General features: G+C 75.1%; 14 protein-coding genes. 6 read left to right on the top strand and 8 right to left on the bottom strand.

Annotation, left to right across the window (positions count from 1 at the left end; genetic code table 11):
* Positions 1–2: 2 nt before the first annotated feature.
* Genes BLS21_RS20940 through BLS21_RS20950 form a run of 3 tightly spaced genes read left to right on the top strand, consistent with a single transcriptional unit; the run spans position 3 to position 2837 of the window.
* Positions 3–596: a propanediol/glycerol family dehydratase medium subunit gene (locus BLS21_RS20940; protein WP_091223099.1), complete on the top strand. Its 594-nt coding sequence runs from the start codon at positions 3–5 to the stop codon at positions 594–596.
* Position 597: 1 nt separating this feature from the next.
* On the top strand, positions 598–2493 hold the full coding sequence (locus tag BLS21_RS20945) for a diol dehydratase reactivase subunit alpha (RefSeq protein ID WP_091223102.1): 1896 nt from the start codon (positions 598–600) through the stop codon (positions 2491–2493).
* Positions 2478–2837 (top strand): glycerol dehydratase reactivase beta/small subunit family protein, encoded by a 360-nt coding sequence (locus BLS21_RS20950; protein ID WP_091223104.1) that lies wholly within the window; start codon positions 2478–2480, stop codon positions 2835–2837. Before BLS21_RS20945 ends, BLS21_RS20950 begins: the two co-directional genes overlap by 16 nt.
* A gap of 127 nt (positions 2838–2964) precedes the next feature.
* Here the strand turns inward: BLS21_RS20950 and BLS21_RS25360 are convergent, their stop codons facing one another.
* Positions 2965–3177 carry a DUF4190 domain-containing protein gene (locus tag BLS21_RS25360; RefSeq protein ID WP_091223106.1) on the bottom strand — a complete coding sequence of 71 codons (213 nt, stop codon included), beginning with the start codon at positions 3175–3177 and terminating at the stop codon, positions 2965–2967.
* A gap of 287 nt (positions 3178–3464) precedes the next feature.
* A complete protein-coding gene (locus BLS21_RS20960) occupies positions 3465–4034 on the bottom strand; it encodes a bacterial proteasome activator family protein (protein ID WP_091223109.1) in 570 nt (189 codons plus the stop codon).
* Between the two features lie 89 nt (positions 4035–4123).
* Here BLS21_RS20960 and BLS21_RS20965 point away from each other — a divergent pair, with 89 nt between their 5' ends.
* Positions 4124–5347, top strand: a complete 1224-nt coding sequence (locus BLS21_RS20965; RefSeq protein ID WP_091223112.1) for a cysteine desulfurase-like protein — start codon at positions 4124–4126, stop codon at positions 5345–5347.
* Position 5348: 1 nt separating this feature from the next.
* On the opposite strand, the gene BLS21_RS20970 is transcribed toward BLS21_RS20965, so the two are convergent.
* On the bottom strand, positions 5349–6341 hold the full coding sequence (locus BLS21_RS20970) for an NAD(P)H-quinone oxidoreductase (protein ID WP_091223114.1): 993 nt from the start codon (positions 6339–6341) through the stop codon (positions 5349–5351).
* An 80-nt stretch (positions 6342–6421) separates the two neighbouring features.
* Positions 6422–7147, bottom strand: coding sequence for an NAD(P)-dependent oxidoreductase (locus BLS21_RS20975; RefSeq protein ID WP_091223116.1), 726 nt, complete (start codon positions 7145–7147; stop codon positions 6422–6424).
* Between the two features lie 152 nt (positions 7148–7299).
* Between BLS21_RS20975 and BLS21_RS20980 the strand changes: the two genes are divergently transcribed.
* Complete coding sequence (locus tag BLS21_RS20980) at positions 7300–8295, top strand: AraC family transcriptional regulator (protein ID WP_091223118.1); 996 nt, start codon at positions 7300–7302, stop codon at positions 8293–8295.
* A 101-nt stretch (positions 8296–8396) separates the two neighbouring features.
* Here BLS21_RS20980 and BLS21_RS20985 read toward each other — a convergent pair whose 3' ends face one another.
* From BLS21_RS20985 to folP, 4 genes are all read right to left on the bottom strand, one after another.
* Positions 8397–9365, bottom strand: a complete 969-nt coding sequence (locus BLS21_RS20985; RefSeq protein ID WP_091223120.1) for an alpha/beta hydrolase — start codon at positions 9363–9365, stop codon at positions 8397–8399.
* A 44-nt stretch (positions 9366–9409) separates the two neighbouring features.
* Entirely contained in the window at positions 9410–11011 is a 1602-nt protein-coding gene (locus tag BLS21_RS20990; protein WP_091223122.1) for a 4-coumarate--CoA ligase family protein, read from the bottom strand.
* Positions 11012–11106: 95 nt separating this feature from the next.
* Positions 11107–11532 carry a PaaI family thioesterase gene (locus tag BLS21_RS20995; protein ID WP_091223124.1) on the bottom strand — a complete coding sequence of 142 codons (426 nt, stop codon included), beginning with the start codon at positions 11530–11532 and terminating at the stop codon, positions 11107–11109.
* Between the two features lie 115 nt (positions 11533–11647).
* Positions 11648–12508 (bottom strand): dihydropteroate synthase, encoded by an 861-nt coding sequence (folP, locus tag BLS21_RS21000; RefSeq protein ID WP_091223126.1) that lies wholly within the window; start codon positions 12506–12508, stop codon positions 11648–11650.
* Positions 12509–12580: 72 nt separating this feature from the next.
* Between folP and BLS21_RS21005 the strand changes: the two genes are divergently transcribed.
* Positions 12581–13042 (top strand): MaoC family dehydratase, encoded by a 462-nt coding sequence (locus tag BLS21_RS21005; protein ID WP_091223128.1) that lies wholly within the window; start codon positions 12581–12583, stop codon positions 13040–13042.
* The last annotated feature ends 15 nt before the right edge of the window (positions 13043–13057 follow it).

Consider the following 13057-nt stretch of genomic DNA (forward strand, 5'->3'; position numbering starts at 1 on the left):
CGATGACCACTCCGACGACGACCGCGCCGGAACGCACGGTCAGCCTCCGGGAGGTGGGTCCCGCGCGACGCGGCACCCGCCCCGACGAGGTCGTCATCGCGCTGTCCCCGGCCTTCGCCGGGCACTTCACCAAGACGATCGTCGACGTCCCGCACGCCGAGGTGCTCCGCCAGCTGATGGCCGGCATCGAGGAACAGGGCGTGACGGCTCGGCTGGTGCGGGTGCTCGACACCGCGGACCTGGCGGCCATCTCGCACACCGCGGCGAGGCTGTCCGGGTCGGGGATCTCGGTGGGCGTGCTCTCCCGCGGCACGACGATGATCCACCAGAAGGACCTGCCGCGGCTGAGCAACCTGGAGCTCTTCCCGCAGTCCCCGCTGCTCGACGCCCCGGTGTTCCGGATGATCGGCTCGAACGCGGCGCAGTACGCCAAGGGGGAGTCCCCGCAGCCGGTGCCGACCCGCAACGACCAGATGGCCCGCCCCCGCTGGCAGGCGAAGGCGGCACTGCTGCACCTGAAGGAGTTCGACTGCATCGAGGCGGGCCGGGGTCCGGTGGAGGTCGAGGCCGTCTTCGGTCCGGGCACCGCCGGCTGAGGTGGGCGCACACGAGGGCGGCCCGCCGGAGGGGCTGCTCGTCGTCGGCGTCGACATCGGCAACTCGACGACCGAGGCGTGCCTGGCCGTCGTCGCGCCCGACGGCTCGATCACCTACCTGGGCACCGACCTGACCCGGACCACCGGTGTGAAGGGCACCCCGGACAACACCGAGGGCGCCCTCAAGGCGATCCGCGGCGCCCTGGCCAGGGCCGGCCGGAGCGCCGGCCAGGTCGAGACCGTGCTGCTGAACGAGGCGACGCCGGTGATCAGCGGCCTGGCCATGGAGACGATCACCGAGACGATCATCACCGAGTCGACGATGATCGGGCACAACCCCACCACCCCGGGTGGTGAGGGTCTCGGCGTCGGCACCACGCGGTCGATCGGCGAGCTGGGAGAGCAGCAGCCCGGTGAGCCGGTGGTGTGCGTCGTGCCGCACGGGTGGGACTTCGACGACGTCGCGGCGACGCTGAACGCCGCCGTCGCCGCCGGTGTGGACGTCGTCGCGGCGATCCTGGCCGGGGACGACGCCGTCCTGGTCACCAACCGGCTCACCCGGCCCATCCCGGTGGTGGACGAGGTCTCCGCCGTGGAGAAGGTCCCGCTGGGCATGCTGGCTGCCGTCGAGGTGGCCGCACCGGGGCGGACCATCCGGACGCTGTCCAACTCCTACGGCCTGGCCACCGTCTTCGATCTGGACCCCGTCCAGACCCGGCAGGTGTCCCCGGTGGCCCGGGCGCTGACCGGCAACCGCTCGGCGGTGGTCGTGCGCACGCCGACGGGGGACGTCACCGATCGGCGCATCCCGGTCGGCGAGCTCGTGCTGCACGGCGCGGGCAAGACGCTGCGGGTGGACGTCGACGCCGGCGCGGAGGCGATCATGGAGGTCGTCGGCCGGGCGCAGCCCCTCGACGACGCGCGCGGGGAGCCCGGGACCCACGTCGGCGGCATGCTCGCCCAGGTCCGCGACACGATGGCCGACGTCATGGACGTCGCCGGCCAGCCGGACGTGCCGCCGTCCGAGATCGCCATCCGGGACGTGCTCGCGGTCGACACGTTCGTCCCGGCCGAGGTGCGCGGCGGCCTGGCCGGGGAGGTGGCCCTGGAGAACGCGGTCGCGCTCGCGGCGATGGTGCGGACCAGCCGCAGCCGGATGCAGCTGGTCGCCGACCTGGTGTCCGAGGGGCTGGGCGCCGCGGCGGAGATCGGCGGGGTCGAGGGCGAGATGGCGGTGGGCGGCGCGCTCACCACGCCGGGTGTCGACCGGCCGATCGCCGTCCTCGACCTGGGCGGCGGCTCGACGGACGCCGCCCTGCTCACCCGCGAGGGCGAGTGCACGGCCGTCCACGTGGCCGGGGCCGGGGAGCTGGTCACCAAGCTGATCGACTCCGAGCTGGCGCTGGGCGACCGGGAGGTGGCCGAGGGCGTCAAGTGGTATCCGCTGGGCAAGGTGGAGAGCTTCTTCCACCTGCGCCACGAGGACGGCACGGTGGAGTTCGTCAACGAGCCGCTGCCGCCGCACGTCTTCGCCCGGGTCGTGGTGCTGACCCCGGACGGTCCCGCACCGGTCCCCACCCGGCACGGCCTGGACCACGTCCGGCGCGTGCGCCGCGAGGCGAAACGGCGGGTCTTCGTGGTCAACGCCCTGCGCGCACTGCGCCAGGTGGCGCCGGGGGGCAACCTGCGGGCGCTCGAGTTCGTCGTCCTGCTCGGCGGCTCGGCGCTGGACTTCGAGATCCCGGACATGATCGCCGACGCCCTCGCCCCGCACGGGATCGTCTGCGGCACGGGCAACGTGCTCGGCACCGAGGGACCCCGCAACGCGGTCGCATCGGGTCTGGTCCGCGCCCACGCCGCCCTGGTGGCGGAGGAGGCCCGGTGCCGGAGCAGCTGACGGCGCCGGGGCCGCGGCCGGCCGTGCTGGTGTACCGGCACCCCGGGACCCCGGCGGCGGTGCTGCGGCAGGTCTGCGCCGGCGTCGAGGAGGAGGGCGTGCCCACGGACGTCACCGAGGTCCCCGGCCCGGACGACGCCACCGCCCTGGCCCACGCGGCCGCCGCCGAGTCCCGGCTGAGCGTGGGCATCGGCCTGGACGCGGCCGGTGCCGCCGCCGTGCACCACGGCACGCTGCCCGAGGGGGCGCCGGTGGTCGCGACGCCGGCCCGGGCGCTCCCCTCGGACTGGCGACGGGTCGGCCGGGTCGCCGCCCGGGTGGTCAAGCACCTGCCGCTGGTCTGACCGCCCGCACACCCGCCGACGGCGCCGCCCCGCGGGGCGGCGCCGTCGGCGGGTGTGCCCGCTCAGGTGAACAGGTCGTAGGCCACCACCACGTTGACGATCGCGAGCACGATGGCGACGGCTCCGGTCACCCGCCCGGCCGTGGCCTGGCCACCCCGTCCGCCGTTGCGACGTGCCGCGGCGCCGAGGCGACGGCCACCACGCCGAGGGCCAGGCCCACGACCGCGAAGAGCAGGGCGAGGAGGATGCCGGCGATGCCGGTCACCAGGGCGGCGACCGCCAGGCCGTTCGACCCGCGCGTCCGCCCGGTCGGCGTGGTGCTCGTCCGCTCGCTGGTCATGGGTCCTCCACGCGTCGGTCAGCGGCCGGGATCTCCGGCCGTCGACCGGCCCGGGTGGGGTGTCCCGGGCCGCCGCGGAACCGCCTGACCAGGTCGTTCACCGGGTCGGGTGACCTCGGTCACACTCCTGGCGGGCGCGCAGTGAGCCCGGGGCGCGGGTCAGCGCCCGGGGCGGTCGAGCACCTGCTGCCGCGGCGACGTCCCCGCCGTGGGCATCGGCCGGTGGCTGCCCTCATCGGCGTGTCGAGCGGCCACTCGCCGATGATCACGGCCTCGGGGGGTGGGCCCTACAGGTACTGGCCGCCGCCGGGGCGGAAGTCGGGCTGCTGGGGCGCGTGGCTGCCACCCGGCAGCGCGCGGCGGCGCATCTCCTCCAGCTGGGCCCGGGCGGCCATCTGCTGGGCGAACAGCGCGGTCTGGATGCCGTGGAAGACGCCCTCCAGCCAGCCGACCAGCTGGGCCTGGGCGATGCGCAGCTCGGCGTCCGACGGGGTCTCGCCCTCGCTGAACGGGAGCGTGATCCGCTCCAGCTCCTCCCGCAGCTCCGGGGCCAGGCCCTGCTCGAGCTCGCGGATCGAGGAGGCGTGGATGTCGCGCAGCCGGTTGCGGCTGGCGTCGTCCAGAGGGGCGGCGCGGACCTCCTCGAGCAGCTGCTTGATCATCGTGCCGATCCGCATGACCTTCGCCGGCTGCTCGACCATGTCGCCGATGCTCCCGCCGCCGTCGCCGGCTGCATCGTCGCCCCGCCCAGCCAGCGATCCGCCGTCGGGCACGGGCATCGTGCCGACGGGCCGGCCGTCGGGGCCGACCACGACGACCTGCTGAGGGCGTCCACTGCCGTTGTCAGGTGCGGTCATGCCTCCATCCTCCCCCGGCGCCGCGGAGGCCTGCCGAGTCGGCCCGGGTCGCCTCCGGCCGCAGGGGGCGACGTCTAGTGTCGAAGCCCATGGGACCGGGGGAGGGGCGGCTGGACGTCGCCCGCGTCCGGGGCCTCTTCCCGGGACTCTCCGACGGTCTGGTGCACGCCGAGGGGTCGGCCGGCGCGCTGCTGCCCGAGAACGTCGTCCTCGCGGTGGCGCAGGCGATGCGGGTGCCGGTGGCCGACCGCGGCGGGGTCTTCCCGGCGTCCGCCCGCGCGGAGGGGCTGGTCAGCAGCGCCCGCACCGCCGTCGCCGACCTGGTCGGCGGGGTGTCCACCGGCGTCGTCCTCGGGCCGGACCCCTCCCGGCTGACCTGGACCATGGCCCGCGCGCTGGCCCGGACCTGGCGACCCGGCGACGAGGTGGTGGTCAGCCGGCTCGACCACGACGCCAACGTGCGGCCCTGGGTGGAGCTGGCGTCCCGCGCCGGCGTGGCCGTGCGCTGGGCCGAGGTGGACATCGAGACCGGCGAGCTGCCCGACTGGCAGTACGACGAGCTGCTCGGCCCCCGCACCCGGTTGGTCGCGCTGACGGCGGCCAGTTCCGCGATCGGCACCCGCCCGGACGTCGCGGCGATCGCCCGGCGCGCGCACGCGGTCGGCGCGCTGGTCTACGTCGACGGCACGCACGCCGCGGCGCACGACCTCCTCGACGTCCGCGCGCTGGGCGCCGACTTCCTCACCGTCGCCGCCGACATGTGGTGCGGCCCGCACGTGGGGGCGGTGGTGGCCGGCCCGGAGCTGCTGGCGGAGCTGGAGCCCGAGAAGCTGCTGCCGGTGTCCGACCGGGTACCCGACCGGTTCGAGAGCGGCGGGCACGCCTTCGAGCTGCTCGCCGGGGTCACCGCGGCGGTCGAGCACCTGGCCTCGCTGGACGACCTCGCGACCGGCACCCGGCGGGACCGGCTGCGCGCCTCGATGGCCGCGGTGGCCGCCTACGAGCGCGGGCTGTTCGACTGGCTGGACCAGGCGCTGCGCGCGATGCGCCACGTGCAGGTCATCGGCTCGGCCCCGCACACCACGCCGACGCTGTCGTTCACGGTCGCGGGCATGCGCCCGCGGCAGGTGGCCCACGAGCTGTCCCGGCGTGGCATCTGCGCGTGGGACGGCGACCTGTCGGCCCGGGAGCTGTTCGACGCGCTGGGGGCGAACGAGGAGGGCGGCGCCGTCCAGCTGGGGCTGATGCACTACAACACGGCCGAGGAGGTCGGGTACCTCGTCGACGCGGTCGCCGCGCTGCGCCCCCGTTGACTCACCCCTGGGCGAGCAGCAGGACCTTCCCGACGTGCTCGCTGGCGTCGACCACGCGGTGCGCCTCGGCGGCCCGCGACATGGGCAGCCGCCGGTCGACGATCGGCCGCACCACGCCCCGCTCGACGTCGGGCCACACGTCGTGCCGCACCGCCGCGACGATCTCGGCCTTGCTGCCGGGGCCGGTCGCCGGCCGGGCGCGCAGCGTCGTGGCGTGCACCGAGGCGCGCTTGCGCATCAGCTTGCCGAGGTCCAGCTCGGCCCGGGTGCCGCCCTGCATCCCGATGCAGACCAACCGCCCGCCGGTGGCCAGGACGTCGACGTTGCGGGCGAGGTACTTGGCGCCCATGTTGTCCAGGACGACGTCCACGCCGGCCCCGTCGGTCTCCTCCAGCACCCGCTCGACGAAGTCCTCGTCGCGGTAGTTGACGCCCACTTCCGCGCCCAGCTCGCGGCAGACGTCGAGCTTGGCCCGGGTGCCGGCCGTGGTGAACACCCGGGCGCCGGCCCGGGCGGCCAGCTGGATGGCCATGGTGCCGATCCCGCTGGACCCGCCGTGCACCAGGAACACGTCACCGCGGCGCAGCCCGGCGAGCATGAACACGTTGGACCACACGGTGCACACGACCTCGGGCAGCGCCGCCGCGGTGGCCAACTCCACCCCGGCAGGGCGGGGGAGCAGCTGCCCGGCCGGGACGGCGACCCGCTCGGCGTAGCCGCCGCCGGAGAGCAGCGCGCACACCTCGTCGCCGACCGACCAGCCGGTCACGCCCTCGCCCACCTCGCTGACGACCCCGCTGCACTCCAGGCCGAGGACCTCGCTGGCCCCGGGTGGCGGTGGGTAGGCCCCGGCCCGCTGCAGCAGGTCGGCCCGGTTCACCGCGGTGGCGACGACGTCGACGAGCACCTCGCCGGGCCGCAGCACCGGGTCGGGGACCTCGCCCCACTCGAGCACCTCGGGGCCACCGGATCCACTGAGGGTCACCGCGCGCATGCCCCGACCTTAGGAGGACCCCGTCCTCCCCACCCTGCGCGCTCGGGGCGGGGCCCGAGACGGGGCCACTCCCCTCAGGCTCAGGCGGGGCTCCTCCTGGTCTCCCTCGCAGGCCCGGGGATGCCCGGGAGTGCGCCGCCCCGCGCCACCGCCGCCCGCGCTCCCGACACCGCGACGCTGCGCGGGCCGTCGCCGGGGACCTCCGCCAGGTCCGCGAGGACCTCGCCCACCGCCCGCCGTGACACCCGCATCCCCTCGGTGTCCCCGGTGCCGGAGAGGGCGGCCGGCTCGTCGCCGTCGGTCAGGTGCACCGGCTGCACGAGCGTCCAGTCCAGCCCGCTGCCCCGGACGATCCGCTCCTGCTGCTCGTGGTCGGCGATCTGGGGGCGCAGCAGCAGGGCGAACACCAGCCGGCTGGACAGCGGCAACCGGTCCCGCGTCTCCCCGACGCCGTAGGAGGACTGGACGACCAGCCGCCGCACGCCGTGCTCCCGCATGGCGGCGACCACGGTCGCGGTGCCGCGTGAACGCACGTCCAGCGCGGTCCCCGCGCTGCCCAGCAGCCGCACCCGCAGCGGCGGCTCGCTGATGCCCAGCGTCACCACGACCGCGTCCTGCCCGCGGACGGCGCGCCCCACGTCCTCCGGCACGGTGGCGTCGCCGTCCACCGCCCGGACCCCGGCACGGCCCCCGAACACCGTGCTCGCCCGGCGGGCGAGGGCGGTCACCTCGTGCCCCCGGCCGGCGAGCGCCTCCACCGCCGCCCGGCCCGATCCCCCGGTTGCTCCCACGACCAGCACCTTCACGTCCTCGCTCCTCTCGGGACTGCCGGCCCACCGACCGGCACCCCCGAGACTGGTGGGTCGGGGGTTCCGGGCCCATGACCGCACGTCCGGGGCCCGTGCCCGTTCGTCCGGACGGCCTGGACGCCCGGTAGCGGCAGCGCCAGGCTGGGGACGTGGTCACCGCGGCGACGCCCGACCGGCCCTGGACGCCGGTCGACCCGGTCGGCGGCGTGCTCGCCGACCTGCGGATCCGGGGCGTCTTCTACTGCCGGGCGGAGGCCACCGCCCCCTGGGGCGTGGAGATGCCGGCCCTCGACGGCTGCATGAGCTTCCACGTCGTCACCGAGGGCAGGTGCGTGCTCGAGGTCGACGGCGTGCGGTGCGTGCTCGCCCCCGGGGACCTGGCGCTGGTGCCGCACGGCCGGGGGCACCTGCTGCGCAGCGGCCCGGACGCGCCGATCGCCGGACGGGCCGACCTGCTGCCCCAGCAGTACCTCGCGGAGCACTACTCGGTGCTGAGGCTGGACGGCGGCGGGGCGTCGGCCGGGATGGTGTGCGGCGTCGTCCAGCCCGACCGGCCCGGAGCGGCCCACCTGCTCGACCTGCTGCCGCCGGTCCTGCACGTCGAGGGCCGGGACGCGGCTCGCGCCGGCTGGCTGCCGGTGCTGCTGGGGGTGATCGCCGACGAGGCCAGGCACGACCGGCCGGGCTCCGAGGCGGTGGTCACCCGGCTCGCCGACGTCGTGGTCATCCAGGCCGTGCGCGCCTGGCTCGACACCGCGGCCACCGGGCCGGGCTGGCTGCGCGCGCTGCGCGACCCCCAGGTGGGACGGGCGGTGGCGCAGCTGCACCGGGAGCCCGGGACGGCGTGGACGCTGACCCGCCTCGCTCGGGAGGCGCGGATGTCCCGCTCCTCGTTCGCCGCCCGGTTCACCGAGCTCGCCGGGGAACCGGCCATGCACTACGTCGCCCGCTGGCGGATGCACCTGGCCACCGTCGCCCTGGCCGACGGGGCGCGGGTCGGGGAGCTGGCCCGGCACCTGGGCTACGAGTCGGAGGCCGCCTTCTCCCGGGCCTACAAGCGCGTGGTCGGGGTCCCTCCGGTCACGGCGACGCGGAGGGACCCCGACCACGCCGGGGCGCCGGCCGCAGCGGGTGCGGCCGGCTGAGACCTCCGGCGGCGTCGCCGGCCCCCTGCGGCCCCGTCCCGGGTCCCACCCCGAGCCTGCGAAGGGTGGGAGGACGGGTCCTTCCACGGTGGGGGCCTCGTTCAGGTGCGGGCCTCCGGCGCCTCGACGCGGAGGTGGAGGGCCAGCTCGGCACACAGCTCGGCCATCGCCTGCGGAGCGCTGCGGCAGAAGCCGGGGAAGCTGAGGTAGCCGTGCGGCATGCCGACGTACGTCGTCGTCCGCACCGGCACCCCCGCCGCTCGCAGCGCGGCCGCGTAGCGCAGGCCGTCGTCGCGGATCGGGTCGAGCTCGGCCACCTGGACCAGTGCGGGCGGCAGCCCGGTGTGGTCGGCCGCGAACAGGGGCGAGACGTACGGGTCGCGCGGGTCCTGCCCGCCCAGGTAGAGATCCCGGAAGGCCACGCAGTCGGCCCTGGTCAGCACCGGCGCGTCCGCGTTCTCGTCGATCGACGGGCTGGACAAGGTGAGGTCGGTGGCCGGGTAGACCAGCCCCTGGAAGGCGATCCGGGGGCCGCCGCGGTCCCGTGCCATCAGCGTGACGACGGCGGAGAGGTTGCCGCCGGCGCTGTCGCCCATGACCGCCACGCGGTCGGGGTCGGCGCCGAACTCCGCAGCGCGGGCCACCACGTCGCACAGCGCGGCGTAGCAGTCCTCGGGACCGGCCGGCCAGCGGTGGCCGGGCGCGAGCCGGTAGTCCACCGACACCACGACGGCCCCCACCGCGGCCGCGACGCTGCTGCAGTGCCAGTCGACCCCGTCGAGGTCGCCGACCACCCAGCCCCCGCCGTGGAAGTCGACCACGAGCGGCAGCGGACCCTCCGCGCCCACCGGTCGGTGCACCCGCGCCGGCAGGCGCCCGACCTGGCCCGCCACCTCGACCTCCTGCTGCTCCGTGCCGGGCGCCACCCCGCCGAACACGAAGTCGACCACGCGGTTGTGGCCCAGGTGCCGCGCCTGCGCCTCCGCGATCCCCTCGGCGTCCAACCGGGTGATCGAGAAGCGGCGGGACAGCAGCCCGAGCAGCCGCACCCGCAGGTCCGTCCGTGCCATCGGCCCGCCTCCGCCGTCCCCTCGCCCCGTTCAGCTCGCCCCGTTCAGCCCGCCGCGCGGAGGTCCTTGCGCAGGATCTTGCCGGCCGCGGACTTCGGCACCGCCTCGATGAACTCGACGATGCGGATCTTCTTGTGCGGGGCCACCTTGCCGGCCATGTACTCCATGACCGCCTCCTGGGTCAGCGCCGAGCCGGGGGACCGGACGACGAAGGCCTTGGGCAGCTCCTCGCCGCTGTCCTCGTCCGGCACGCCGATGACCGCGGCGTCGGCGATCTCCGGGTGGCCGATCAGCACGGCCTCGAGCTCGGCCGGGGCCACCTGGTAGCCCTTGTACTTGATCAGCTCCTTGACCCGGTCGACGACGGTGTAGCAGCCGTTCTCGTCGACGATCGCGACGTCACCGGTGTGCAGCCAGCCCTCGGCGTCGATCGTGTCCGCCGTCGCCTGGGGGTTGTTCAGGTAGCCCTTCATGACGTTCGGGCCGCGCACCCAGAGCTCGCCGCGCTCGCCGGTGGCGGCGTCCCGACCGGTGGCGGGGTCGACCAGCCGGCACTCGGAGTTCGGGACGGCGAAGCCCACCGAGCCCTTGGGGACCGACCCCGCGGACACGCCCGGTGGCTCGGCGCCGAGGTCGGGGGTGGTGTGCGAGACCGGTGACAGCTCGGTCATCCCGTAGCCCTGCGCCACCGTGACGCCGGTGTCGGCGCCCTTGCGCAGCCGCCGCTCGGCGGCGAGGGCCAGCTGCTCGTCCAGCGGGGCGGCGCCCGAGAGGATCGAGGTCAGCGACGACAGGTCGTACTGGTCGACCAGCGGGTGCTTGGCCAGGGCCAGCACGATGGGCGGTGCCACGAAGGCGCGGGTGATCTTGTGGTCCTGGATGGTGCGCAGGAAGTCCTCGAGGTCGAAGCGCGGCAGCGTCACGACCGCGCCGCCCCAGGCCAGGCCCTGGTTCATGAGCACGGTGAGCCCGTAGATGTGGAAGAACGGCAGGACGGCGATGATCCGCTCGTCCTCGCCGAGCTGGATCAGCGGCCGGCACTGCGCCACGTTGGCCACCAGGTTGCGGTGCGTGAGCATGACCCCCTTGGGCAGCCCCGTGGTGCCGCTCGAGTAGGGCAGCGTCACCAGGTCGTTGGCCGGGTCGAAGTCGACCTGGACCGACGGGGCGTCGGTGCTCAGCAGGTCCACCAGCGAGGCGTGGCCCTCGGCGCCGTCCATGACGACGACCTCGCCGACCGGGGACCCCTCCACCGCCGCCAGCGCCCGGTCGAGGAACGGCGAGACGGTGATCAGGATCTTCGCCCCGGAGTCGCGCAGCTGGAAGGCGATCTCGTCGGGCGTGTACAGCGAGTTGATCGGCGACATCACGCAGCCGGCGGCGGCGATGCCGTGGAAGACCACCGGGTACCACGGGGTGTTCGGGCAGAACATCGCCACGACGTCGCCCTTGCGCAGGCCGCGGGCGTGCAGCGCCGCGGCGACCCGGTCGACGTAGCCGGCCAGCTGGCCGTGGGTGATGACGTCGCCCCGGAGGCCGTCGATGAGCGCGGGCGCGTCGGGCTTCTCGCGCCCGGCGGCGAGGACGAACTCGGGGACGGAGACGTCGGGGACCTCGACGTCGGGGTAACGGCTGGCCAGCGCCACGGGTGCAGCTCCTTCGCACATCGGTGTGGCGCCAGTCTCACATCCCCCGTGGCCGCGGCCACAGGGGGGTTACCGGTGAGTACCCGGACGTGTGGTCAGCGTGGCCAGAGCACCGACTGGGTGCAGCGGAACAGCGCGATGGTCCTCCCGGTCCCGTCCGCGGTCACCACGGCGTCCCACACCTGCGTCGTCCGCCCGGCGTGCGCGTTGGTCGCCACGGTGGTCACCCGGCCCTCGCGCAGGGTGCCGAGGAAGTTGCTCTTCAGCTCGATGGTGGTGAAGCCGGCCGACCCCTCCGGGAGCAGCGCCCGGGTGGCCAGCCCGCAGGCGGTGTCGGCCAGCCCGACCACGGTCGCGGCGTGCAGGTAGCCGTTGGGGGCCAGCAGCTCCGGGCGGACGTCGAGCGCGGCCTCCAGGCGGCCGGGTTCGTGCGCGGTGATCGTCAGCCCCAGCAGGCCCGGCAGGGTGCCCGGGAGCAGCGCGTTGAGCTCGTCGGCGGTGTGGAACCCGGTGGCGGCCATGCGGGGAAGGTAGCCGGGCGGCCGGCCCGACGATCGGGTCAGCTGGTCGTCCGGGTCCCTGGCCCACCACTGGTCGTGAGCCAGGAACCACGAAGACCAGCTCAGCTGATCATCGTCACGCCAGGCCGCGGGTGGTGCGCGCGGGCGGGCGGTCGCCGCGGATGGCGGCCACCATGTCCAGCGTCTGGCGGGTCGCCGCGACGTCGTGCGCTCGGAACACCGTCGCGCCGAGCCAGGCGCTCACCGCGGTCGCCGCCAGCGTGCCGGTCAGCCGCTGCTCCAGCGGGACGTCGAGGGTCTCGCCGACGAAGTCCTTGTTCGACAGCGCCACCAGCACCGGCCAGCCCGTGGCGACCAGCTCGTCGAGCCGCCGGGTCGCCTCCAGCGAGTGCCGGGTGTTCTTGCCGAAGTCGTGCCCCGGGTCGACCAGCACCCGGTCGCGGTCGACGCCCGCCGCGACCGCGGCCTCGGCCAGCGCCGTCGTCCGGGTCACCACGTCGGCCACGACGTCGTCGTAGGTGACCCGGTGCGGGCGGGTGCGCGGCGGCAGGCCCCCGGCGTGCGTGCAGACGATCCCGGCGCCGGCCTCGGCCGCCACCTCCGCGAGCTCCGGCTCGACACCGCCCCACGCGTCGTTGACGACGTCGGCCCCGGCGGCCAACGCCTCGCGCGCCACCTCCGCCCGCCAGGTGTCGATGGAGATCGGCAGGGTCGGGTGCGCGGCGCGGATGGCGGCGACCAGGTCGACCGTCCGGCGGATCTCCTCGGCGGCGTCGACCTCCTCGCCGGGGGCGGCCTTGACGCCGCCGACGTCCACCATGTCCGCGCCCTCGGCGACGACCCGGTCGACGCGCTCGACGGCGGCGGCGAGCTCGTAGGTCGCGCCGCGGTCGTAGAACGAGTCGGGCGTGCGGTTGACGATGGCCATGACCACCAGCCGGCCGGGCGGCACGCCCAGAGCACCGAGCCGCAGCAACCCCGCTCCCCCCGCCGTCGCGTCGTGTGGTGGAGTCAGCCAACCAGATCGGCGCATCGGGAGGAGAGGCTCATGGCACAGACCACGGTGGAGGGCGTCGAGGGCGTACTGGCCAAGGTCGGCCAGCACCTCGGGCACAGCGACTGGGTGGAGATCACCCAGGAGCAGGTGAACCAGTTCGCCGAGGCCACCCACGACCACCAGTGGATCCACGTCGACGTCGAGCGGGCGAAGAAGGAGAGCCCCTTCGGCGGCCCCATCGCCCACGGCTACCTGACCCTGTCCCTGGTCTCGGCGCTGACCGCGCAGATCATCGACGCCAAGGGCTTCCGGATGGGGGTCAACTACGGCGCGGACAAGATCCGCTTCATGTCACCGGTGCCGGTCGGTGCCCGCATCCGCGCGTCGGCGACCCTCGATGACGCCAAGCAGTTCGAGGGCGGCGTGCAGATGACCCTGGGCATCACGATGGAGATCGAGAACCAGCCCAAGCCGGCGATGGTCGCCGCGATCCTCTTCCGCCGCTACCTCTGACGACGTCGGCGGTCC

The organism is Geodermatophilus siccatus (assembly GCF_900103785.1).
In the GTDB taxonomy this organism is placed as follows: Bacteria; Actinomycetota; Actinomycetes; order Mycobacteriales; family Geodermatophilaceae; genus Geodermatophilus; species Geodermatophilus siccatus.